The 24951-nt window shown below is 60.3% G+C and carries 15 protein-coding genes; 10 read left to right on the top strand and 5 right to left on the bottom strand.

Annotated features, from left to right (window positions below; genetic code table 11):
• The first annotated feature begins 9 nt into the window (after window positions 1–9).
• Complete coding sequence (locus ACMXYJ_RS09485) at window positions 10–3021, top strand: YncE family protein (RefSeq protein WP_415759598.1); 3012 nt, start codon at window positions 10–12, stop codon at window positions 3019–3021.
• A 540-nt stretch (window positions 3022–3561) separates the two neighbouring features.
• Window positions 3562–3921, top strand: a complete 360-nt coding sequence (locus ACMXYJ_RS09480; RefSeq protein ID WP_415759597.1) for a DUF6124 family protein — start codon at window positions 3562–3564, stop codon at window positions 3919–3921.
• Between the two features lie 243 nt (window positions 3922–4164).
• On the opposite strand, the gene ACMXYJ_RS09475 is transcribed toward ACMXYJ_RS09480, so the two are convergent.
• The gene (locus ACMXYJ_RS09475) at window positions 4165–10707 is read right to left on the bottom strand and encodes a retention module-containing protein (protein WP_415759596.1); all 6543 of its coding nucleotides are present in this window, start codon (window positions 10705–10707) and stop codon (window positions 4165–4167) included.
• A 591-nt stretch (window positions 10708–11298) separates the two neighbouring features.
• On the opposite strand from ACMXYJ_RS09475, the gene ACMXYJ_RS09470 reads away from it, so the two are divergent.
• Genes ACMXYJ_RS09470 through ACMXYJ_RS09460 form a run of 3 tightly spaced genes read left to right on the top strand, consistent with a single transcriptional unit; the run spans window position 11299 to window position 16221 of the window.
• A complete protein-coding gene (locus tag ACMXYJ_RS09470; protein WP_415759595.1) occupies window positions 11299–12657 on the top strand; it encodes a TolC family outer membrane protein in 1359 nt (452 codons plus the stop codon).
• Between the two features lie 18 nt (window positions 12658–12675).
• On the top strand, window positions 12676–14835 hold the full coding sequence (locus ACMXYJ_RS09465; protein ID WP_415759594.1) for a type I secretion system permease/ATPase: 2160 nt from the start codon (window positions 12676–12678) through the stop codon (window positions 14833–14835).
• A gap of 9 nt (window positions 14836–14844) precedes the next feature.
• The gene (locus ACMXYJ_RS09460) at window positions 14845–16221 is read left to right on the top strand and encodes an HlyD family type I secretion periplasmic adaptor subunit (RefSeq protein ID WP_415759593.1); all 1377 of its coding nucleotides are present in this window, start codon (window positions 14845–14847) and stop codon (window positions 16219–16221) included.
• Window positions 16222–16360: 139 nt separating this feature from the next.
• Here ACMXYJ_RS09460 and ACMXYJ_RS09455 read toward each other — a convergent pair whose 3' ends face one another.
• A complete protein-coding gene (locus tag ACMXYJ_RS09455; protein ID WP_415759592.1) occupies window positions 16361–16957 on the bottom strand; it encodes a tRNA-uridine aminocarboxypropyltransferase in 597 nt (198 codons plus the stop codon).
• Window positions 16958–16961: 4 nt separating this feature from the next.
• The gene (locus ACMXYJ_RS09450; RefSeq protein ID WP_007945995.1) at window positions 16962–17855 is read right to left on the bottom strand and encodes a LysR family transcriptional regulator; all 894 of its coding nucleotides are present in this window, start codon (window positions 17853–17855) and stop codon (window positions 16962–16964) included.
• 303 nt (window positions 17856–18158) lie between these two features.
• Between ACMXYJ_RS09450 and speB the strand changes: the two genes are divergently transcribed.
• The 5 genes from speB (at window position 18159) to ACMXYJ_RS09425 (ending at window position 23453) form a co-directional block, all read left to right on the top strand.
• Complete coding sequence (speB, locus tag ACMXYJ_RS09445; protein ID WP_008153224.1) at window positions 18159–19109, top strand: agmatinase; 951 nt, start codon at window positions 18159–18161, stop codon at window positions 19107–19109.
• Window positions 19110–19118: 9 nt separating this feature from the next.
• On the top strand, window positions 19119–19526 hold the full coding sequence (locus ACMXYJ_RS09440) for a YybH family protein (protein ID WP_415759591.1): 408 nt from the start codon (window positions 19119–19121) through the stop codon (window positions 19524–19526).
• A gap of 54 nt (window positions 19527–19580) precedes the next feature.
• Window positions 19581–21092: a purine-cytosine permease family protein gene (locus tag ACMXYJ_RS09435; RefSeq protein WP_415759590.1), complete on the top strand. Its 1512-nt coding sequence runs from the start codon at window positions 19581–19583 to the stop codon at window positions 21090–21092.
• 169 nt (window positions 21093–21261) lie between these two features.
• Window positions 21262–22641 (top strand): sodium:solute symporter, encoded by a 1380-nt coding sequence (locus ACMXYJ_RS09430; RefSeq protein ID WP_415759589.1) that lies wholly within the window; start codon window positions 21262–21264, stop codon window positions 22639–22641.
• Window positions 22642–22727: 86 nt separating this feature from the next.
• Window positions 22728–23453: an MBL fold metallo-hydrolase gene (locus ACMXYJ_RS09425; RefSeq protein WP_415759588.1), complete on the top strand. Its 726-nt coding sequence runs from the start codon at window positions 22728–22730 to the stop codon at window positions 23451–23453.
• A gap of 318 nt (window positions 23454–23771) precedes the next feature.
• Here ACMXYJ_RS09425 and ACMXYJ_RS09420 read toward each other — a convergent pair whose 3' ends face one another.
• Complete coding sequence (locus ACMXYJ_RS09420) at window positions 23772–23900, bottom strand: PA1414 family protein (RefSeq protein WP_007914492.1); 129 nt, start codon at window positions 23898–23900, stop codon at window positions 23772–23774.
• Window positions 23901–24039: 139 nt separating this feature from the next.
• Window positions 24040–24933: a putrescine utilization regulator PtrR gene (gene ptrR / locus ACMXYJ_RS09415; RefSeq protein ID WP_415759587.1), complete on the bottom strand. Its 894-nt coding sequence runs from the start codon at window positions 24931–24933 to the stop codon at window positions 24040–24042.
• Window positions 24934–24951: the final 18 nt, after the last annotated feature.

Genomic DNA, 24951 nt, shown 5'->3' with positions numbered 1-24951 from the left:
TACGCATTCATGAACAGCCCAATAACAAACGCTGCCCCCGCGTCCAGTGGACAAGTCGTTGTATTTCCACCCGATCGCGGCATCGGCGTGCTGGCCGTCGCACCACCCTACCCAGTTGGTTTCAAACCGCAGAACGACGGGGCCTTGGGGATCAACATCAACATGGTGCACGGGGACCGTGACGGATTGCTGGTTTACATCCTGGCTTATCTGAACATGGCCATCGGCGACAACATTAAGGTTTACATCGAAACAAAAAATGCTCCCGTCGCTGAATTCCCGGTCACCGAAGCGCATTTTGATGCTGAAGGGAAAGCGAAAAACATTCCGTTCTATATCTCCGCCCAAGACATGGAAGCCAGGTTTCTGCCTCTGCAGTCAGAGAACAAGGCCTTCTGGTTCGAGGTTCTGCGCGTGAGCGGTAACGGCACCGAACAATCGCCGCCTGTTCCGATGTTCTACAAATACCCGGCGCCGGGCGAAGCGAATACTGACGGCGGCAAGCCATTCAACCAGGGCCTGAAGTTGCCAATCGCCTCGGAAAGCGTCGTCGATCAAACAGTGATCGATGACGGCATGTTCGTGACCGTGCCGGAATATTTCAATCAGTCCATCGATGACGTGGTGGTGCTTGCCTTCGGATCACTGCTCCTTGAGTTCACGGTCATTGAGTTAGGTGACATTGTCTTTGAGCTGACACCGGAAATGCTCGCCACCCTGGCACCCACCAACAGCTTGGTGGTGCGTTGGGAAGTGTTCGACGTGGTGGAAAACGCCAGCGGCTGGTCGGATGCACTCATGCTCACTTTCAAACCCGGCATGGTGTTGCTGGCCGCGCCGATTTTTGAACCGGCCGATCCCGACAATGTGGTGAATCACGATGGGCTCGCGGGCGACGCCATGGTGATCCTGGTCACCGGGGTATTTGCAGTAAATGATCTGATCGAGCTAACCCTGGAAGGACTCACCAGAGGTGGCGATCCCGTCACCCATACCTTCAAAGTGATGCTGGTCGCCGCGGGCAGAACAGTGAACTTTCCGGTGTTGAATGAGTGGGTACGCAACCTGATTGGAGGTTCGGCGCGGGCCTCCTATACATTGACAAAAACAGGCAAGACCCAGCCCTCGAAACCCGCCGATGCGACTTTCACCGGCACGTCCCTGCCGTTGGGCCTGCCGATTGTCGATCCGCTGGTGGACAACAAGCTACCGGTCGACACCGTCGCGGCCACGGTGCAGGTCGCCGAGTACTGGCCCTTGAAAAAAGGCGCGATCGTCAGACTTAACTGGCAAACCACCGATCAGGACGGGATTAAGGCCCTGTTCATTTTCCAACAGGTCGTCACCGACCCGACACAACCCGTCATCTTCCAGGTGCCTGCCTACTACATCGCCCCCTACGCCAGCACCCCGTTGGTCGTGCAATGCACGGTGACTAATCCGGGTGAGGTGGAAGTGTTTTCGCAATTGCTGCAATTGATGTTTGGCGATGCGGCGCAAATTGTGTTGGAGCCACCGTTTCTGGTGGCACCAGCCAAGAACCCGATTGAATCGTCTCTTTATCCGGAAGGGGTGAAGGTGCGAGTCGAACACCTGACTGCTCAAGAGGGCGACGAAGCGCGGTTGGAGGCGCTCAATGCACTTCCAGGCACACCGGAGTTTGCGACGGTCAAGTTGAACCAGAACAAGCGCGCCAACTTCACGCTAAGCCCCGAGTTGCTCAAGGCACATCAGGGCAGAAGGCTCAGATTGTGTTGGGTATTGATCAGCAAGGGCGTGAAGACGCCTTCTCCTGTTTTGCGTCTGCGGATTTTGCTACCAGAAGCGGCTCTGACCTTCGGGAATGCACCGTACTTTACGATGGCTAACGGGCTTATCAACAACGTCACTCTCGAATTGATGCAAGCCGGTGAACCTGTGCCGCACAAACCCGTCGTTCTGACTCTCCCCAGCGGATTCACCTTTGCCGATGGTGGCACGGGATCACGAGCCTTTATCACTGACAACCGTGGTGTGGCCATCGTCGGTGAGGTGAGAGCCCCTGCCTCCACAGGCACATACACGCTAAATGCAAGCAGCGACGCACAAACAGCTTCGGCATCGGTGGACGTCAGTCAGCCGAGCGTGATCGATTGGATTTCAATGGACAGCGCCCCTGTTGAGATTGCGATCACGTCGAACGGAAAACATCTCTATGCTCCCCTCCCTACTTCACTATCTGTTGCGGTTGTTGATACTGAGACGCTGGAGATCCAGAAGCACATTCCAGTAGATATTATCCCTCAAGCCATTGCGCTCAGTTCTGATGGTCTGCGCGCTTACACCTGCAACCGCTCTAACAAGGTTTATGAAATTGATACAGTCAAACAAGTGGTAACAAGAACCATACCTATCGCCTCAGAGAGAGCCGCGACGATCAGTGTCAGCCCTCATAACAAACTGGTGTACATCAGCACTTGGGAATATGGAAATATCAAAGTCTATAATCCCGTGACCGGGACGGAAAACACATCAATCAGAATCACCGAAAGTCCATGGGGAATTACTTTCAGTCCTGACGGAAGACTTATCTATATCGCAGTCAACAACTACAGTGGGCAGTCAGCTCGACTGGATATCGTTGACGCGGCTACCCACGCCGTAATTAAACGAGTCGATCTACCAGCCGGCTCGTATCCTCATTACGCTTCCGCCAGTCCTGACGGACGCTTTGTTTACGTCACGCTTTGGTATACGGGACAAATTGCGATTGTCGATACGACAACATTGACAGTCTCGAAATACATTACAGTCGGAAAAAAACCATACGCGGTGGTTATTAACAATCAGGGAACATTCGCCTATGTCACCAACTACGAAAGCAGTACGATTTCTGTGATCGAGACCCGACGTCAGGAAGTTATTTATACCATTCCTCTGGGTGGGGGAACGGTGTACGGGATCGCTTTGAGTCCCGATGGAACTCTAGCCTATGCTTGCATGACCTCGGGCTACCGGATCGCAGTTCTCAGGATCGGATGAGCCGAGAATTCACGGGGCATCATGGCATTCCGCCCCCTTGATCCGAGTGAAGAAGGGGGACGTGAAGAAAGCAAACGCATTTATTGATCACCCTCAGGATAAGGGGACCGATCTATTTAATGTTGAGCGCTTAAAAAGATCGCAGCCTGCGACAGTTCATACAGCGGATTGCATTTGATCCTGCTGGAGTTGCCGGGGGCTGTGATCTATTGCTTTTAAACTATGGCGTTTAAAAAGACTTCCGGACACGCCTTCCAGGCTACACATCCTTGCGCTATTGCCTACAGCTACGCCAGAATCCGCCGGCTTGTGCGCCTTGGGGGTGGGTTCTATTGTGGTCCGGTCGCTGAATTTTCAGTGATCGGGTTTAGCAGCCTGACAATTTCAAGGCACGCAGGTACCGCCACGACGTTATGGCGGCTTTGCGTGGGGCACTTCGGTGCGCCGGGATCCTTGAGCCTGGTCTGCTAACCCGCGTAAAGCCGCCACCTCTTCGTTTAGCAGCGATGGTTGACGGCTCCATTCTCAAGGAGCTTCACCATGATCAAACCCACACCCAACCCGCCCGAAACCGCCCCCTCCTCCCCCTACGAATCCCTCGACTCGAAAAAACTCCACGAAGCCGCTGACCGCGCGCTCGACCACTACCTCTGCCCGCCCGGCTCCATGCCGCCCCCACGTAAAACCCGCAGGATGTATGCCGTGACCGCGGACACAAAAAACGAGGAACTGTTGACCGATGCCTGCGAAACACTCGCTTCGGCAAAGACCATCGCCCTGGACTTCGCCGGCCAGTTGCCGGGGCCGCAGCGCCGGACGGTGTTGGGGATTGCGCAGTTGATCATGCTCGGGGAACTGGCGGTGAATCGGGTGCTGGATAATCTGGAGTTGCCGGGCTGACCGAGGCCTGAGGAACACTTACTGATTGATTCGGTGTCCATTCTGGCCCCTTCGCGAGCAAGCCCGCTCCCACATTGTATCGTTGTCGAACACAAAATCTGTGATCGCTGAGGATCAACTGTGGGAGCGGGCTTGCTCGCGAAGGCTGACTCACCGACGACACATCTCTTCAGACAGAAAAAACCCACCGTCCCTTTAACCGGGCGGCGGGTTTTGTCGTTTCAGGCCCGAATCAAAGGTCGATCACACCGTATCCACCTTCAACGAATGATCATTCAACATCCCGTTAATAATCGTCGCCGTATCGTGCCCCCCGGCAATCACCCCACCCGCCCCCGGCGTGACGCCGTAATGGCTGGCCAGGTTGACGCCCGCCAAGTCGATGGTCTGATTCGGTGCAGCCCCGGCCATCGCACTGACGTCGATACTGGTGACCAGTGAATCGCCGCTGCCGGTGACTTTGAATTGCAGGTAGTCATCCAGCGACGCCGCCGTGCTGTTTTCCCCTTGCAGCAGTTGCGACAGGTCGAGTTTGTCGATGCCCGGTGTGAAGTCGGTGACGACGTCATGGCCGCTGTTGCCTTTGAGCCACTGGAAGGTGTCGGCACCGCTGCCGCCGGTGAGGGTGTTGTTGCCCAGACCGCCGATCAGGAAGTCATCGCCGCCCCCGCCGTTGAGCATGTCGTTACCCAGGCCGCCGTTGATGATGTTGCTGTGGTTATCGCCGGTGAGGCTGTCGTTGAAGTTCGAACCGGTCAGGTTTTCGATCGCTGTCAGGGTGTCGGTCCCGGCGCCCACGGTGTTCTGCGCACCGAGCACGCCCAGATCAACGGTAACCCCGGCGGTGGCGTGGGCATAGCTCGCGGTGTCGACGCCAGTGCCGCCGTCGAGCAGGTCGTTGCCTGCACCGCTGTACAGCAAGTCATTGCCGGCGCCGCCGTGCATTTCGTTGTTGCCGGTGCCCGCCACCAGTACATCATCGCCCGCCGTGCCGGTGAGGGTGTGGCCGTCCTGATAGGTGATGGTCACAGCGGCGTTGTCGCTGCCGCCATGGCTGTCGTTGGCGGCGTAGGTGCCGTGGACATCTGGCGCGACGTCGTGGGCACCAGCGTAGTTGACGGTCATGGTCAGCTCGTAGTTTTCCGCCCCCTTCCCGCTGTTGCCCGGACCACCGTTGTCGATGTTGGTGATGTGGATCTGGTAGGTGCTGTCCGACGTTGCAGTGAGGGTTTGTCCGTCCGCAAGGGCGATCCATGCGCCGCCGTTGATTGAGTACTCCATGGCGACATGACCGGCCGCCAGGTTGTGATCCAGGTTAAGGGTTTCACCCTGTTTGAGGTCGACGGTGATGCGGTCCTCATCGTGGGGGTTGTTGACCGCTCCCAGCGCCCCGCTGACCACCAACACCGCCGTCATGGCTGCCGTGTTGGCGACGAATGCACTGCGGGCGAGGGTCACCGCCTGCTCGTTACCGCCGGTGAAGCTGACGTTTTTATTGGTGCCGGTGAAGTCCGCGCCTTTGGCAATCCAACCGGTGCTGATGGTGGTCGGCGAAGCGGTCAGCGGATCGCCATTCGGATCGGTGTCGTTGGCCAGCAACAACTCGCCTGGGACCACGATGTTGCCCGACAGCACGTTGGTGATGATGTGATCATCGACCGCTACCGGTGGCGCGTTCGCAATGACTGGGGCCGTTAACGTCGAACTGTGCAGGTCACCGTCGTTGCCGCTGATGCAGCTATTGTTCACGTCGATGGTGATGGTGGTGGTCCTCTCGTCGCCATCGCCATCACGCAAGGTGTAGGTGAACACGTCGGTCGCACCGGAACCGTTCACGGCGTCCGGGTTACTGTGATAGACCGCGTTGCCTGCTGCATCCAGCGTCAGGTAACCGTAGGTACCATTGATCTGGCTGTTCAGGCCGCCGATAGCCGAGGTCGAGGTGTCTGAACCGGCACGCACGCCGACCACCCCAATCCCATCGGCATCGCTGAAGTCGTTCACCAGCACGTTGCCACTGACGATGCCGCCCTCCACTACCGAGACCGCGTCGGGGTTGGCGGTCGGCAGGTCATCGACGATGTTGACCACGATGGTGCTGGTGGTGGAATGACCCAGGGCGTCGGTGGCTTTGTAAGTGAAACTTTCGCTGAGGGTGTTCGCGCCATCGTCGGCGTGCGGCGTGGTGCTGGGCGCCGACGTCAGCGTGTAGGTGTAGGAGCCATCGGGATTGAGCAGGATTTGCCCGTACGTCCCGGTGGCGCTGCCGACCAGGGTATAGGTGATCGCGCCCGTCGCGCCGCTGACCGAACCGACCAGGGTGCCACTGGCGGTTTCAGCCGTGCGTTCTGGCTGGCTGCCGGTAACGGTGCCGGGCGCCAGATCCTGACCGTCCTGGTTCAGGTCGAGGGCTTTTTCGTAGACGGTCACGTCGTTGTCGCTGACCGCTGTGATGCCGCTGTTGTGCACGTCGATGGTGATGGTGGTGGTGCTTTGGTCACCGTCGGCATCGCGCACGGTGTAGGTGAACGTGTCGGTCGCCCCGGGGCCGCTCACGGCGTTCGGGTTGCTGTGGTAAACGGCGTTGCCGTTGGCGTCCAGCGTCAGGTAACCGTAGGTGCCATTGATCTGGCTGTTGAGGCCGCCAACGGCTGAGGTCGAGGTATCTGAACCGGCACGCACGCCGACCACCGCGCCCCCTGCGGCGAGGCCATCGGCACCGCCGACGTCGTTCCACAGCACGTTGCCGCTGACGATGCCGCCTTCGGCGACCGAAGTCTCGTCGGCATGAGCAGTCGGCAGGTCATCGACGATGTTGACCACGATGGTGCTGGTGGTGCTGTTGCCCAGGGCGTCCGTGGCTTGGTAGGTGAAGCTTTCGCTCAGGGTGTTCGGCCCGTCGTTGGCGTTCGGCGTGGTGCTTGGCGCCGACGTCAGCGTGTAGGTGTAGGAGCCATCGGGATTGAGCAGGATTTGCCCGTACGTACCGGTGGCGCTGCCGACCAGGGTGTAGGTGATCGCGCCGACCGCGCCCGTGACGGAGCCGACCAGCGTGCCACTGGCGGTTTCGCCCGTGTTGCCCGGCAGGCTGCCGGTAACGGTGCCGGGCGCCAGATCCTGGCCGTCCTGGTTCAGGTCGAGGGCTTTTTCGTAGACGGCCACATCGCTGTCGCTGACCGCTCTGATACAGCTGTTGATCACGTCGATGGTGATGGTGGTGGTGCTTTGGTCACCGTCGGCATCGCGCACGGTGTAGGTGAATACGTCGGTCGCACCGGGATCGCTCACGGCGTTCGGGTTGCTGTGGTAGACGGCGTTGCCGTTGGCGTCCAGCGTCAGGTAACCGTAGGTGCCATTGATCTGAGTGTTCAGGCCGCCAACGGCTGAGGTCGAGGTGTCTGAACCGGCACGCACGCCGACCACCGCGCCCCCTGCGGCGAGGCCATCGGCGCCGCCGACGTCGTTCCACAGCACGTTGCCACTGACAACGCCGCCCTCGGCGACCGAAGTCTCGTCGGCATGAGCCGTCGGCAGGTCATCGACAACTTTGACCACAATGGTGCTGGTGGTGCTGTTGCCCAGAGAGTCGGTGGCTTTGTAGGTGAAGCTTTCGCTCAGGGTGTTCGGCCCGTCGTTGGCGTTCGGCGTGGTGCTTGGCGCCGACGTCAGCGTGTAGGTGTAGGAGCCATCGGGATTGAGCAGGATTTGCCCGTACGTACCGGTGGCGCTGCCGACCAGGGTGTAGGTGATCGCGCCGACCGCGCCCGTGACGGAGCCGACCAGCGTGCCACTGGCGGTTTCGCCGGTGTTGCCCGGCAGGCTCCCGGTAACGGTGCCGGGCGCCAGATCCTGGCCGTCCTGGTTCAGGTCGAGGGCTTTTTCGTAGACGGTCACGTCGTTGTCGCTGACCGCTGTGATGCCGCTGTTGTGCACGTCGATGGTGATGGTGGTGGTGCTTTGGTCACCGTCGGCATCGCGCACAGTGTAGGTGAACGTGTCGGTCGCCCCCGGACCGCTCACGGCGTTCGGGTTGCTGTGGTAGACGGCGTTGCCGTTGGCGTCCAGCGTCAGGTAACCGTAGGTGCCATTGATCTGAGTGTTCAGGCCGCCAACGGCTGAGGTCGAGGTGTCGGAACCTGCACGCACGCCGACCACGGCGCCTGCGGCGAGGCCATCGGCGCCGCCGACGTCGTTCCACAGCACGTTGCCACTGACAACGCCGCCCTCGGCGACCGAAGCCTCGTCGGCATGAGCCGTCGGCAGGTCATCGACGATTTTGACCACGATGGTGCTGGTGGTGCTGTTGCCCAGAGAGTCGGTGGCTTTGTAGGTGAAGCTTTCGCTCAAGGTGTTGGCGCCGTCGTTGGCGTTCGGCGTGGTGCTGGGCGCCGAGGTCAGCGTGTAGGTGTAGGAGCCATCGGGATTGAGCAGGATTTGCCCGTACGTACCGGTGGCGCTGCCGACCAGGGTGTAGGTGATTACGCCGACCGCGCCGCTGACCGAACCGACCAGCGTGCCACTGGCGGTTTCGCCGGTGTTGCCCGGCAGGCTCCCGGTAACGGTGCCGGGCGCCAGATCCTGGCCGTCCTGGTTCAGGTCGAGGGCTTTTTCGTAGACGGTCACGTCGCTGTCACTGACCGCTCTGATGCTGCTGTTGTGCACGTCGATGGTGATGGTGGTGGTGCTTTCGTCACCGTCGCGATCGCGGATGGTGTAGGTGAACACGTCGGTCGCCCCGGGGCCGCTCACGGCATTCGGGTTGCTGTGGTAGATGGCGTTGCCGTTGGCTTCCAGCGTCAGGTAACCGTAGGTGCCATTGATCTGAGTGTTCAGGCCACCGATGACCGGGGTCGAGGTGTCGGAACCGGCACGCACGCCGACCACCGCGCCCCCTGCGGCGGGGCCATCGGCGCCGGTGACATCGTTCCCCAACACGCTGCCGCTGACGATGCCACCCTCTGCGACCGAGACCGCGTCGGGGTTGGCGGTCGGCAGATCATCGACGATGTTGATGTTGATTTGCCCGGTCGCCGTGCTGCCGTCGGCATCGGTGGCGACGACGTCAAAGTTCTCGTAGATGCTGTTGGCGCCATTGGCGTTGGGGTGGTCGCTGTCGTAATTGAGGGTGTAGCTGTAGCTCACCACGCCCGTGGCCGGGTCGTAACCGGTGATGGTGAAGGTGGCGCCCGTCCCGGTAGTGGCCGATAGCGGGAAACCGACCGCCACCCCACCGCTGACCACCGCGACACCGCTCACGGTCAGGGATTGCAGGCCATCCGGAGCGTTGACGGTGAAGGTGCCGCTCTGGGTCAGGGCTTGTGTGTCAGGGTCGGTGCCGTAGGTGAGGTTTTTTTCGTAGACGGTGATTTCGCCGCCTTCGACGTTCAGGCCGCCAATTGTGACCGGGTCATCGTTGTTATGGATGTTCAGTACCAGCTTGGCAGTGCTGGTATCGCCGTCGGCATCGGTCAGGGTGTAGGTGAAGGTTTCGGTCCCGCTGCCACCCGCGTGCAAGGCTTTGAAGTCGGCGTCGCTGGTGTTCAGGGTGTAGGTGTAAGTGCCGTTGGCGTTGAGCACCAACGTGCCATATTGACCGGTGAAAGTGCCGCCAACCACTGGCCCGCTCTCGGGTCCGGCAGGAATGCGATCAGCGCCCTGAACGTCGTTGGGAAGCACACTGCCGGCCAGGGTCACCAGGGTTTCCGACGCGGTGCTGGCGTTGCTGTCATCGAACGCCTTGGGCACATCGTCGGTGATATTGACGTCCAGGGAACCCGTGGTGGTATCGCCATTGCTGTCGCCGGCCACCACGGTGAAGTGTTCGCTGAGGGTGTTGGTGCCGTCACCGGCCGGATGGGTTTCATTGTCGTTGAGGGTGTAGCTGTAACTCACAACCCCCGTGACCGGGTTGTAGCCGGTGACGGTCAGGGTGTTGCCCAACGGAGTGGTGATCGACTGCGGGAAGCCGGCGGCAACGCCACCGCTGATCACATTGACCCCTCCGATGCTCAGGCTGGTCAACCCGTCAGGAGCAGACACGCTGAACGTGCCGGTCTTGGTCAGTGCGCCAGGGTTGGGGGCCGAACCGTCCGCCAGGTTGGCCTCATTGAGGGTCTGTTCGCCCCCTGCCACCGACAGGCCGGTGAGGGTGACCGGATTGTTCGGCACATCAGGAACGACCGGTGTTACAGGAACATCGCCTGAACCTCCTGAACCTCCTGAACCACCCGAACCTCCTGAACCTCCTGAACCACCTGCACCGTTGTCGCCGTTGTCCGGGTTTCCGGCCAGCCGCTCCAGGGGAAATTCGGGAATGCCGTTGAAGCCTGCGGTAGGAAAACCAATGATCGGATCGACCCGCCCGCCCGTCTCTTCAAGCATGACAAACGTGTGGCCGCCGCCCAGTGCACCAGGTGCGCCGCTCGAACCCGGTCCGGCCGCCGTGGCTTCAGCGGTCTGGGTCGGGTCGTCGCCGGCAGCGATCGCTTTTTGCAGTTGCTCGACATCGGTCAGTTGCGCCTGAGTCGGCGTCACCGCTTCAGCGGTGTCCACATGGGGTGCCTGATGCGCGAGTAACTGCGGCGTCATCTCCATACTGCTGCCACGCCCAAGTGTCAGCTCCTGGCCATTCTGCAGATGAACCGCCACCGCGCCTTCGGCCCCGGTGACCAGTTGATCGCCGGCGAATAACCGGTCCCCCTCGACCAGCGCGCGTCGGGTGCCATCGCTCGCAACCGCGAACACCTGACCAATGACCTTACTGACAATACCGATGAGCGTAGCCATGTGCACTTCCTCCGCTGCCAACTGCTGTCGGCATCCTGTTTTTGCGAAGAACGTGCTCCTGGCTCCAACGGGTTACCTGGCGGAATCGCCTGCTGGCAGCGGTTACCTGAAGTAAGCCGCTGCCCTGGCGCCGTTCTCGCCAAGCGTGTCGCTCGCGGGCGACGTGTCTGCTGCGGGATAAAACCCTATGCAATCAATGGCATCGGGATCCACTTGCGCAACAAGTCGCCCTTTGAGCGATGCGTAACGGTTTTGATCCACCAAAGTGACAAAAAACCGTCACCTTAAAACCGTCCGCTTCCCTCCCCTCCAGCACTTCCCCGCCCTATATCGATATGTGGTTTGGAACTTTCCTCAAGCCCCGCAAAGCGCCCTAACGCTCATAAATCAAGGGCTTTCGCAGTGAACAATGTGCTGGATTTTGCAGAGCGCATAAGTTTTTTTTGGCATAACCGTTATGAAAAATTCTTCTATGGTTTTCCCTAGAATGTTCTTAGCTCTGTTGTTACAAGCATGAAACGGTTTTCACTATAAATGCCGTCAAATATTTGGCGACTAATAAGCACCATTAGGAATCAGGGAGAGGCACCCATGCGCGTATTAACCCCCCTCTGCAGCGCAATTCTGTTGGCCATGGCCTGCACTTCTCAGGCTCAAGCCATGTCATTGACGGAGGCGATCCAGAGCACCATCGCGACCCACCCGGAGCTGGCGTCGCGTGTAGACAGCCGCCTCTCGGCCGATGAGCAAGTGAAAGTCGCCAAGGGAGGATTTTATCCATCGGTTGATCTGAATGCCGCCTACGGGCGCGGGTACAGCGATAACACCAACACCCGGGCATTGGGTAATCACCACACCGAAATCCTGACCTACACCCAATCGGAATTGCGTCTGCGGCAGATGCTCTTCGATGGTTTCAACACCTCCAACGAAGTCCAGCGCACCAAAGGCGTGGTCAATTCCCGGGCCTATTACGCTCAGGGCACCGCTCAGGATCTGGCCCTGCGCACCATCGAGGTCTACCTCGAAGTGCTCAAGCGCCGCGAACTGGTGACCCTGGCCACGAACAACCTGCAAGCTCACATGCGGGTCAACGATCAGATCGGTCTGCGCACCCAGCGAGGTATCGGCAGCACCGCCGACTCCGACCAGTCCGTCGCTCGCCGGGCACTGGCGCAAAACAACCTCGATACCGCTGAAGTCGATCTGGCGGATGCCGAGTCGAACTTCTACGCCGTCGTGGGGCGCCTGCCCGATGAACTCGAAGCGCCGCCCTCGACCCGCGGCGAACTGCCCGCCACCCTGCCGGAAGCCCAGCAAAGCATGGTGGAAAACAACCCGTACCTGAAATCCGCCCAGGCCGATGTGCAATCGGCCGAGAGCCAGTACGAAGTTTCCAAGTCGCCGTTCTACCCTCGCTTCGACGCTGAAGCCGCCGTGGGTGCGAACAACAACGTGCAGGGCGATGAAGGCCACGACAACGAGTGGCGAGTCGGCGTGGTGATGAACTACAACCTGTTCCGCGGTGGCAGCGACAAGGCGCGCCTGGCCTCCAATGCGCACCAGATCAACCAGGCGATGGACATCCGCAACAATGCGCTGCGCCAACTCAACGAGAACATTCACCTGGCCTGGAACGCCATGGTCAATGCCAAGAAACAAACCCCGACTGCCCGCGAATACGCGGATACCAGCCGACGCGTGCGCGTGGCTTATCAGGACCAGTTCGGCCTCGGCCAACGCACCCTGCTCGACCTGCTGGACAGTGAAAACGAGCTCTACAACGCCAACCGCCGCTACACCGAAGTGCGCTACACCGAGGAGTTCTCGATGTACCGCGTGCTGGCGAACATGGGTCAGTTGCTGAGCAAACAACGGGTGGTGTTGCCCGCCGATGCGATCGCCTCCACGGAAGTAAAAAACGAAGCCCGTTTGCCTGAACTGAAGTAGGCCTGTGGAGAGATCAATGTGACCAGCATGGAACCCGGCAACATCGGTGTCGATCCGCGCCTGAGCTTCGATGACCCGCTTCTGGACGGTCTGTTGATCCTCTGCAAACTCCACGGCGCGACAGTCAGTCGCGCCAGCCTGAGTGCCGGGCTGCCCCTGAACAAACAACGTTTGAGCCTGGACCTGCTGCCTCGCGCAGCGGCTCGGGCCAGTTTGCAGGCACGATTGCTGCGCCGGGAACTGGCGGATATTTCCGCCCTCAACCTGCCTGTGATGCTGATCCTCAACAACGGCCGTACGGCCGTTCTACGACGCTTCGGCGATGACGGGCAGTTGCTGATTTTGCCGAGCGAATCCGACGGCGGTGAACAATGGGTCAGCACGGACGAGCTGGCCGAGAATTACAGCGGCCAGGCCTTGTTCGCCCGGCCACGGCATGAACTCGAAGACTTGCGTTCGCCGCTGGTGCCGCGGGTTGAGGCCTGGTTTCGCGACACGTTGAAGCTGTCGAAGTGGCTGTACAGCGATGCGATTCTGGCGAGTTTTCTGATCAACCTGCTGGGGCTGATGGTGCCACTGTTCGTGATGCAGACCTACGACCGGGTGGTGCCGAACCAGGCCACGTCGACGTTGTGGGTATTGTCGATCGGCTTGCTGATCGGCACCGGTTTCGAACTGGTGCTGCGGGTGGTGCGCGCGCACCTGCTGGACACCGCCGGGAAGAAAACCGACGTGATCCTTTCGGCCACGTTGTTCGAACGCATCACCGGCATGGCGATGAAAGCGCGGCCGGCGACCATTGGTGGTTTCGCCCAAAGCATCCATGACTTCCAGGGCCTGCGGGAATTCCTTACCGCCGTGACCCTCACCAGCCTGATCGACCTGCCCTTTGCCGTGCTGATGCTGGTGGTGATCGGCCTGCTCGGTGGCTGGCTGGTGGTGATTCCGTTACTGGCGTTTCCGATCACGATCATCTTCGCGATGGTGATCCAGGTGCGTCTGCGCGACACGGTACAGAAAAGCCTGACCCTGGGCGCCGAACGCCAGGCACTGCTGATCGAAACCCTCGGCGGTCTGGAAACCCTCAAGGCCTGCAGCGCCGAAAGCGAACGCCAGCACAAATGGGAAAGCACCCACGGCGCCCTCACCCGCCTCGACAGCCATGCGCGCAATCTCTCGGCGCTGGCCACCAACGGCACGCTGTTCATCCAGCAATTCTCCGGCATGGCGACCATCGTCGCCGGGGTCTACAGCATCATCGCCGGCAACCTCAGCGTCGGCGCGCTGGTAGCGACGTACATGCTCGGCAGCCGGGTGCTCGCGCCGCTGGGGCAGATTGCCGGTTTGATCACGCGCTATCAGCAAGCGCAACTGACCATGAAAAGCACTGATGCACTGATGTCCTTGCCGCAGGAACGCGACGCCAAACAACGGCCGCTGGAACGCACGCAACTGCAAGGCGCGATAGACGTCAGCAGTGTGACGTTCCACTACAACGGCCAGAACGCTCCGGCCCTGGCCAACATCAGCTTCAGCGTAAAACCCGGCGAGCGGATCGGCATCATCGGTCGCAGCGGTTCGGGCAAAAGTACGTTGGCGCGGCTGGTGATGGGTTTCTACGCGCCGGAAGAAGGCCAACTGCTGCTCGATGGCCTGGACCTGCGGCAATTGGACGTCGCCGACCTGCGTCAGCAAATCGGTTACGTCGCCCATGACCTGCCGCTGTTGGCCGGCAGCCTGCGCGACAATCTGACCCTCGGCGCACGCTACATCAGCGATTCACGGATGCTCGAAGTCGCCGAACTGACCGGCGTCACCGAGCTCGCGCGTCAGCATCCGCAAGGTTTCGACCGGCCGGTGGGTGAACGCGGGCAACTGCTGTCGGGCGGGCAACGTCAGGCGGTGTTGCTGGCCCGCGCCTTGTTGCTGGACCCGCCGATCATGTTGCTCGACGAACCCACCAGTGCTATGGACAACAGCAGCGAAGACGTTCTGCGGCAAAAACTCCACCGCTGGGTCCAGGGCAAAACCCTGCTGCTGGTGACCCACCGTACCTCGATGCTCAGCCTGGTGGATCGGCTGGTGGTGCTGGACAACGGGCGGATCGTCGCCGACGGTCCGAAAGAAGTGGTCATCGATGCACTGCGCAAGGGCCGTGTCGGCTCTGCGGCTGTCTAGGAGCTAGCCATGGCCCGTTCATCATCCGACACCTCGTCTAATTCGAAGCCGCGCGGCTACTTTGGCAGTTTCAGCAAAAGCGCCGAAAGCGAATTCATGCCGGAAACCGCGGGCGCCTCGCTGCAGGATTCACCACGCTGGTCGCGGATCACCGTGTGGCTGGCGGCCGCGCTGATTATCACCGCGGTGGTCTGGGCCAAATTTGCGGTGCTGCAGGAAGTGACCATGGGCGAAGGCAAGGCGATTCCGTCAAGCAAGGTTCAAGTGATCCAGAACCTGGAAGGCGGCATCGTCACCGAGATCTTCGTGCGAGAAGGGCAAATGGTGAACAAGGGCGACACCTTGCTGCGCCTCGATGACACTCGATTCCTGTCGAACAAGGGCGAAAGCGAGGCGGATCGTTTTGCGCTGATCGCGCAGGTCGAACGGCTGTCGGCCGAAGCGGAAGGCCGGCCGTTCAAGCTCTCCCCCGAAGTGATCGCCAAGGCGCCGCAAGTGGCCGAAGACGAGCGCTCGCTGTACGAGCAACGGCAACGCCGACTGGCGAGTGAGCAGCGCACGCTGAGTGAACAACTTCGGCAAAAAACCCAGGAACTGGCAGAGTTCCGCTCCAAACAAGGCCAATTCAGTTCAAGCCTGGCATTGCTGCAACAAGAGATGAACATGTCCGCCCCGCTGGTGGGCACCGGGGCGGTTTCGCCGGTGGAAATCCTGCGACTCAAACGCAGCGCGGTGGAGATTCGCGGCTCCTTGAATGCCACGACCCTGGCGATTCCTCGTGCGGAATCGGCGATCAATGAGATCAAGAGCAAGATCGATGAGTCCGAACAATCCTTCCGCTCCGACGCGGCGAAAGAGCTGAATGAAAAACGCACCGACCTGTCGAAAATCACGGCATCGAGCATTGCGATCGATGACCGCGTAACCCGCACCACGGTGGTGTCGCCGGTGCACGGGATTATCAAAGTGCTGAAGGTCAATACCATCGGCGGCGTGGTCCAGCCGGGCAGCGACATGGTGGAAATCGTACCCATTGAAGACAACTTGCTGATCGAAGCCAAAGTGCGGCCGCAGGACGTGGCGTTTCTGCATCCCGGGCAGAAAGCGATGGTCAAGTTCAGTGCTTACGACTACACGATTTATGGCGGGCTGACTGCGAAGCTGGAGTTGATTGGGGCGGACACGATTACGGATGACAAGGGCAACAGCTTCTATTTGATTCAGGTGAGAACGGATAAGAATCACTTGGGCGGGGATGTGAAGCCGTTGCTGATTATTCCTGGGATGGTAGCGACGGTGGACATCATTACCGGGGAGAAAAGCGTGCTGGATTACTTGCTCAAACCGGTGCTTAAAGCCCGGACCGAGGCGATGCGCGAACGCTAGTCTCTGGCCGGGATTTTCTGTGATTGTTCTACCGCTATCGCGAGCAGGCTCGCTCCCACAGTGGATTGCATTTCTTCTGGAGGAACTCGGTCAACTGTGGGAGCGAGCCTGCTCGCGATGAGGCCCGCACAGGCAATGATCATTTCGGCCGATGATTGCGCCGAAAGGTCTCCTCCCCCATCGCCTCAATCTGCCCCTCGATCAACGCTTCGAACGGCCGTAGCAATGGTTCGAAAGTGGTCGGTGCTTCGAGGGTCTGCAACGCCTGAACAATCGCCTCCACCGTCGACAACGCGCCCGGCCCCGGCGCTTTGCGCAATCGATATCTCGACACCCCGCCCTGCGCCAACGTCACCCTCGGCAGCGCCGCCAGTAGCGGGTTGAGGTGCAGCATCTTGCGCGCCTTGCGCCAGGTGCCGTCCGGGACCACCAGCAACAATGGTTGATCAGTCGCCGTGTAAGCCTGCAACGGCTGCGCATCATCGGCAGGAAACAGCAGCCGCGCCTGATAACCCGGCTGATTCAACAATGCCGGCAAATCCTCGAACACCTCGCCCACTATCAACTCGGCATTCTTCAACCCCAACGCCGCCAACCGTGCGGTGTTCAGCGCATGGTTCACTTCGCTCGGATGCTGCAACAACAGCACTCGGGTGCGGCTGTCGAGGTTCGGAATCAGTGGGCACAAACAGTGAGTTTGCGGACGCAGGCAGCGCGGACATTGGATTCTGGACATTTTTTCAAGCCTGATTCAGTTGCGCTTTGAGCAGGTCGCGGAAGGTCTGGATCAGCGGCTCGCGGCTGCGGCCACGACGCACGATCATCGAAAACGGCGCCTGATAGCCGAAAGTCGCCGGCAGCAGCACCCGCAAATCGCCCTTGTCGGCCCAAGCCTGGGCGTAATGCTCCGGCAGGTAACCGATGTAGGCGCCGGACAGCACCAGAATCAGCTGCGCCTCCATACTTTCCACCGTCGCCGCACTGTGTTTGAAACCGTGACGTGCCAGTTCCGCCTGGCTCCAGTAGCCGCGGCCAACCATGCGTTGCTGAGTGATGACTTGCTCGGGAATGCGCCGCTCGGTGAATAGCGGATGACGACTGCTGCAATACAACCAGTGTTGTTCGCGGTACAGCGGCATGTAGACCAGACCGCTCATGCGCGTGGAGAACGCGCCGATGGCCAGGTCGAGGCGGTTGTCCTGCACGCCGAGTTGCAGCTCGTAAGGGCTCATCACCGAGAGGTGCAAATGCACGGCCGGGTGTTCCTGGCTGTAAGCGCCAATGGCTTCGGCGAAGGGCAAGGCCTTGTCGCTGACGGTGGAGTCGATCACCCCCAGGTTCAAGGTGCCGCGCAGTTCGCCCTTGAGCGCCGCAGCGTATTGCTCGAAGCCTTCGAGTTCGCCGAGCAGGCGCAGGGTTTCCTGATGGAACAGCTCGCCTTTGCTGGTCAGGCTGAAACCACCGCGGCCGCGATGGCAGAGGACCAGGCCGAGGGCGGCTTCGAGCTGGCTCATGTAAGTGCTGATGGCCGAGGTCGAGAGGTTGAGCTCTTGCTGGGCGTTGGCAAACCCCTGATGGCGAACCACGCTGACGAAGATGCGCAACAGTTTCAGGTCGGGTAACGCGTTGGCCATGGTGACTCCATAGATCGTTCCCACGCTCTGCGTGGGAATGCAGCCCGTGACGCTCTGCGTCACATACACAAAAGAGCGGGACGCGGAGCGTCCGTGGATGCATTCCCACGCAGAGCGTGGGAACGATCGTGCGGAGAAGTCTATCGCCGCCGCGACCATTAGTTTAGAAAAATCTGAACTAAGTATTTGTCCGTAGCGATTCTTCCCGGCCACTACATTTCGCAGAATCGGCCCACAGCGGTGCCCGTGTCTCCCCGATCGGTCAACCGACATAAATAAAACAACGACGATGAGGCCTTACCCGTGGACAAGATTCTTCACCAACCACTGGGCGGCAATGAAATGCCGCGCTTCGGCGGCATCGCCACCATGATGCGACTTCCCCATGTGCCAACCGCTGCCGGTCTGGATGCTGCCTTCGTTGGCGTTCCGCTGGACATCGGCACCTCGCTGCGCCCCGGCACCCGTTTCGGGCCTCGCGAAATCCGCGCTGAATCGGTGATGATCCGCCCGTACAACATGGCCACCGGCGCTGCACCGTTCGACTCGCTGTCGGTTGCCGACATCGGTGACGTGGCGATCAACACGTTCAACCTGCTGGACGCGGTACGGATCATCGAAGAGTCCTACCACAAGATCCTCGAACACAATGTGATCCCCCTGACCCTCGGCGGCGACCACACCATCACCCTGCCAATCCTGCGTGCGATCCATAAGAAGCACGGTAAGGTCGGCCTGGTGCACATCGACGCTCACGCGGATGTGAACGATCACATGTTCGGCGAGAAAATCGCCCACGGCACCACCTTCCGTCGCGCTGTCGAAGAAGGCCTTCTGGATCCGGACCGCGTGGTGCAAATCGGTCTGCGCGCTCAGGGCTACACCGCTGACGACTTCAACTGGAGCCGCAACCAGGGTTTCCGTGTGGTTCAGGCCGAAGAGTGCTGGCACAAATCACTGGCCCCGCTGATGGCAGAAGTTCGCGAGAAAGTCGGCGGCGGTCCGGTGTACCTGAGTTTCGACATCGACGGCATCGATCCAGCGTGGGCGCCAGGCACCGGCACCCCGGAAATCGGTGGTCTGACGACCATTCAGGCGATTGAAATCGTTCGCGGTTGCCAAGGCCTCGACCTGGTCGGCTGCGATCTGGTAGAAGTCTCGCCCGCTTACGACACCACCGGCAACACCTCGCTGCTGGCCGCCAACCTGCTGTACGAAATGCTCTGCGTACTGCCTGGCGTAGTCCATCGCTGAGGATTGGTCGTGAACGAACGTGATCAGGTACTCCAGGCCGCTGCCGATCTGGTAGCCGCCTTTGCCCGTAACGATCGCGAAGCCTATTTCGGTGCGTTCAGCACCGACGCGAGCTTCATGTTCTACACCCTCGAACAGCCCCTGCTGTCGCGCGATGCCTATCAGGCGTTGTGGGACACCTGGCGTTCGGAGGATGGCTTCGAGGTGCTTTCGTGCACCTCGAACAACGCCTTCGTCAGCCTGCAGGGTGACGTGGCGATTTTCATCCATGACGTGGCCACCGAGCTGCGCATGCAAGGGGAGCAACACTTCAGCCAGGAGCGCGAGACGATTGTGTTTCGCCGACAACAACAAGGCCTATGGCTGGCCTGCCACGAACATTTGTCCGCGATGCCGGAAGGGCTGCCAACCCCTTAGCCAAACAGGTGACGCTCACACACGATGAGCGCGCCTTTATGATCGGAGCTGATCATGAATAACAACAACAAAGACCAAAGCCTTACGCACATTGAAACCTACGGGGTCGAACAGATCCCGGACAGTGAACGCACCGCAGGCCCGACGGATTTGTTCCGGATGATCTTTGGGGGTTCCAACACTTTTGCTACCGCCGTGCTCGGCAGTTTCCCGGTACTGTTCGGCCTGTCTTTTCAGGCGGGCGTCTGGGCGATTGTGCTGGGTGTATTGCTGGGTTCGCTGATCCTCGCGCCAATGGGCCTGTTCGGTCCGATCAATGGCACCAACAATGCCGTGTCTTCCGGTGCGCACTTCGGCGTGCACGGGCGGATCGTCGGTTCGTTTCTGTCATTGTTGACCGCCATCGCCTTCTTCTCGCTCTCGGTGTGGAGTTCGGGTGATGCGCTGATCGGTGGCGCCAAACGCTTGATCGGTCTTCCGGAAACCGACCTGACCCTGGGCCTGGCCTACGGTCTGTTCGCGATCCTGGTGCTGACCGTTTGCATCTACGGTTTCCGCTTCCTGCTGTGGGTCAACAAGATCGCAGTATGGAGCGCCAGCCTGCTGTTCCTGCTGGGCATCTTCGCCTTCATCGGTCCGTTCGATGTGAACTACGCCGGCACCGTCAGCATGGGGCAACCGGGTTTCTGGGCGGCCTTCATCGGCGCGGCGCTGGTCGCGATGAGCAACCCGATTTCCTTCGGCGCGTTCCTCGGTGACTGGTCGCGTTACATCCCGCGTGACACCTCCAAGCGCCGGATCATGGCGGCGGTGGTGATCTCGCAGATCGCAACCTTCATCCCGTTCCTGTTCGGCCTCGCCACCGCCACCATCGTAGCGATCAAGGCGCCAGACTACATCGCCGCCAACAACTACGTCGGCGGTCTGCTGGCCGTCTCGCCGAGCTGGTTCTTCCTGCCGGTGTGCCTGATAGCGGTGATCGGCGGCATGTCCACCGGCACCACTTCGCTCTATGGCACCGGACTGGACATGTCCAGCGTATTCCCTCGAGTGCTGTCGCGGGTCAAGGCCACGCTGCTGATCGGCGTGATGTCGATTGCCTTCATCTTCATCGGACGCTTCGCCGCGAACCTGGTGCAGAGCGTGTCGACCTTCGCCGTGCTGATCATCACCTGCACCACCCCGTGGATGGTGATCATGATCATCGGTCTGCTGGTGCGTCGCGGCTTCTACTGCCCGGATGACCTGCAAGTGTTCACCCGCGGCGAGAAAGGGGGTCGTTACTGGTTCACGCATGGCTGGAACTGGCGTGGTCTGGGTGCCTGGATCCCGAGCGCTGCGGTGGGCTTGTGCTTTGTGAACCTGCCTGGGCAGTTCGTGGGTCCGCTCGGTGAACTGGCCGGCGGCATCGACATCAGCCTGCCGGTCACCCTTGGCCTGGCGTCGCTGGTGTACCTGGCGCTGCTGAGCCTGTTCCCAGAATCGGCCGCGGTGTTCGGTCCAAACGATCCACGCAGCAAGGGCACCCACACCATGGCAAAGCCTGAACTCCGTCAGCCCGCCTGACACTGATCCACCTGTGGGAGCGAGACCGGCTTGCCGGCGATGACGGCAGCACATCCAACGATGATGTGACTGCAAGACCGCTATCGCGAGCAGGCTCACTCCCACAGAGAGCAACCCCACAGAAACGCCTTTGTTTCACCATAAAAAAGACAATCGGAGACACGCCATCATGGCATTGGATTTATTCGTCGTACTCATCTACGCCGCCGCGATGCTGATACTCGGCTACTACGGCATGCGCAAGGCCAAGACCAACGAAGACTTTTTGGTCGCCGGTCGTAACCTCGGCCCGAGCCTGTACATGGGCACCATGGCCGCAACCGTTCTGGGCGGCGCATCTACCGTCGGCACCGTGCGCCTGGGCTACGTCCATGGCATCTCCGGTTTCTGGCTCTGCGCGGCCCTCGGTTGCGGGATCGTGGCGCTGAACCTGTTCCTCGCCAAACCGCTGCTGAAACTGAAAATCTACACCGTTACCCAGGTGCTGGAAAAACGCTACAACCCGATGGCCCGCTCCGCGAGCGCGGTGATCATGCTGGCGTATGCGCTGATGATCGGTGTGGTCTCGATCCTGGCCATTGGCACCGTACTGCAAGTGCTGTTCGACCTGCCGTTCTGGCTGTCGGTATTGGTTGGCGGTGGCGTGGTGGTGATTTATTCGGCGATCGGCGGCATGTGGTCCCTGACCCTGACCGACATCGTCCAGTTCGTCATCAAGACCGTGGGCCTGATGTTCATCCTGTTGCCAATCTGCCTGTACCGCGTCGGTGGTTGGGATGAGTTGGTATTGAAACTGCCGGCAACTGCCTTCAGCTTCACCACGATTGGCTGGGACACCATCATCACCTACTTCATGATCTACTTCTTCGGGATCCTGATCGGCCAAGACATCTGGCAGCGTGTGTTCACCGTCAAGAGCGCCAAAGTGGCTCAGGTCGCCGGTACATTCGCAGGCTTCTACTGCATCCTTTACGGACTGGCCTGCGCCCTGATCGGCATGGCCGCTCATGTGCTGATCCCGGATCTGGACAACGTCAACAACGCCTTCGCCGCCATCGTCAAACTGTCCCTGCCGGACGGTATCCGCGGCCTGGTGATTGCGGCTGCCCTGGCGGCCATGATGTCCACCGCCAGCGCCGGCCTGCTCGCCGCTGCCACCACCCTGACCGAAGACCTGCTGCCGAAACTGCGCGGCGGCAAACAGTCGACGCTGGGCATCAACCGCCTGTTCACCCTGTTGACCGGCATCGTGGTACTCGGCATCGCTCTGGTCGTGAATGATGTGATCAGCGCCCTGACCCTGGCGTACAACCTGTTGGTGGGCGGCATGCTGATCCCGCTGATCGGTGCGATTTTCTGGAAACGCGCAAACACCGCGGGCGCTATCGCCAGCATGGGCATGGGCTTCGCCACAGCGTTGCTGTTCATGTTCAAAGACGGTCTGGATGCCAACACCCCGATCTACTACAGCCTCGGCGTAGGTCTGGTGAGTTTCGTGGTGGTCAGCTTGCTGTCCCCTCGCCCAGCAGTGGTGGCCAGCGCCGCCTAAGCTGAACATAACGACTTGATGCTTTCTTCGACGGGTGTGGCGTCGGTTGCCACACCCGTTTTTTTTCGTCTGGAGAAAAACCTTTGATGAAGATTGTTTCTCGCGATCAGTGGTTCGAGGTGAAACAGCTCAGTGACGGCATTCGCCTGATTCACGAGCCTTACATCCGCCCCTTCTATCGCTGCAACCTCTGGCACATTCAGGGTCGCGACAAGGACTTGCTGCTCGACAGCGGTTCCGGGCTGGTCAGCCTGCGCGAGCAACTGCCGTGGATCACCGAACGGCCGCTGGTCGCCGTGGCCAGTCATTGCCATTTCGACCACATCGCCGGTCATCACGAATTCCCTGAGCGGCTGGTGCATCCGGCAGAAGCGGACATCCTCGCCGCACCCGACGGCGACAACGATTTGAGCAAAGCCTTTGTCGGCGACGACATGTTCGAAGCGCATCCCGATTGCCCGTTGTGCTACGCCGAGTATCGGGTCAAAGCCGCACCAGCCACAGGTTTGATCGAAGAAGGCGACGTGCTGGACCTGGGCAACCGCACACTGCAAGTGCTGCATACGCCGGGGCATTCACCGGGCGGCATCAGCCTGTACGAAGCCGCGACCGAGACCCTGTTCAGCGGCGACATCATCTACGACGGGCCGCTGATCGAAGACGCCTACCACTCCAACCTCGACGACTACGCCCGCAGCCTGCAGCGTTTGCGCAAGTTGCCGATCCGCACGGTGCATGGCGGGCATTTCGGGAGTTTTTCCGGGGAACATTTGCGCACGATGATTGACGAGTGGCAGCGCTTGCACGCCTGAAGCCTGCTGGAGAGTCAGGATGACTTCGACGACAACGCGAGCCTGGCGCAATTGGAATTGGATAAAGAAGCAGCCGGTTTTTGATGGAGATCGGAAGACACTAAGCCCGCCCACTCTCTTGAATTCGCCTGGCTCCCTGTAGCAGCTGCCGAGCACCGCGAGGCTGCGTTCGGCGGAGAAGCCGTCGTGAAGTCAGACGATGCGGTGTGTCAGGAAAACCCTGCACGCAGGGTTTACGCCTGCTCCGTCCGAACGCGGCCCGAGCCGAACGCAGCCTCGCGGTGCTCGGCTGCTGCTACAACAACGGCTGCGTTACGCTTACCGGCGACGCTGCTGGCGTCGGCGTTGTTCGTCGTCAGTGCGAATAGGCACAGGTTGCAGAGGCGGTTCGATCAAACCGAGTGCAACACCCAGGTCGTGCAGCCAGTTTTGGATTTTCTCTTTCATGGTGCCCCCTTCAGGGTAGTGCCGAGTGGCCTAAATTCTGTAGCCACTTCGCACTGATAATAGTCCGAAGTCCTACGCAATGCTCGCCCAAAGTCGCAATGATCTGTTACTGAATTGATCAAAATACCTGACCGATAGTTCAACCCATCGCCCGAGCCTGACTCGGCGCCGACGGATAGACCAATTGTTGCTGCTCAAGCCAGGCGTTCAAGTTCGCCCCAAGCATGCCTTTACGCCACATCAGCCACGTGGTGGCACTGGCAAACGGCTCGGCCAACGGATGCACCGCCACGCTTTCGCGACCCGGCAGGCTGGCGAGCATCGACTCCGACATCAGCGCCACGCCTGAGCCGGCGATCACGCAGGCGAGCATTCCCGGATAAGACTCGATTTCCATCGCCCGGCCCATGGCCGCGTGGTAATGGGAGAACCAGGCTTCCAGGCGCATCCGGTAGGAACAACCCTGCCGAAAGGTGAACACCGACCGCCCTTCCACATCCAGCGCGCTGAGGATCGGCGGGTGATCGGCCTCGCTGATCAGCACCAGCCGTTCGTCGCACAACGGCACGCCGTCGAGCCCGGCCAGCTCCAGCGGACCGTCCACCAGCGCCGCATCGAGGCGCCCGGTGAGCAAACCTTCAAGCAATTCGCCGCTTGGCCCGGACTGCACTTGCAGGTTCACCGCCGGATAAGTGCGGTGATAACGCGCCAACAACCCCGGCAGATGAATCGCCGCCGTGCTGTACATCGTGCCAAGTACAAAGTCCCCGGCCGGTTGCCCGCCCTGCACCGCCGCTTGAGCTTCGTCGCGCAGATTGAACAGCTTGGCGGTGTAGTCCAGCAGGACTTTTCCCGCAGGCGACAACTGCAAACGCTGACGTTCACGCACGAACAGTTCTACGCCGAGTTGCTCTTCCAGCTGTTTAAGCCGGGTCGACAGGTTCGATGGCACCCGGTGCAGGCGTTCGGCAGCGCGGGTGATGGAACCCTCCTGCGCTACCGCCTGGAAAATCCGCAATTGGCTGAATTCCACACCTTTCTCCAAATCAGA

Origin of the sequence: Pseudomonas arabinosi (assembly GCF_047758675.1) — a bacterium.
Lineage (GTDB): Bacteria > Pseudomonadota > Gammaproteobacteria > Pseudomonadales > Pseudomonadaceae > Aquipseudomonas > Aquipseudomonas arabinosi.
The sequence above is the reverse complement of the archived record's forward strand: the minus strand, read 5'-3'. Positions and strand labels throughout refer to the sequence as shown.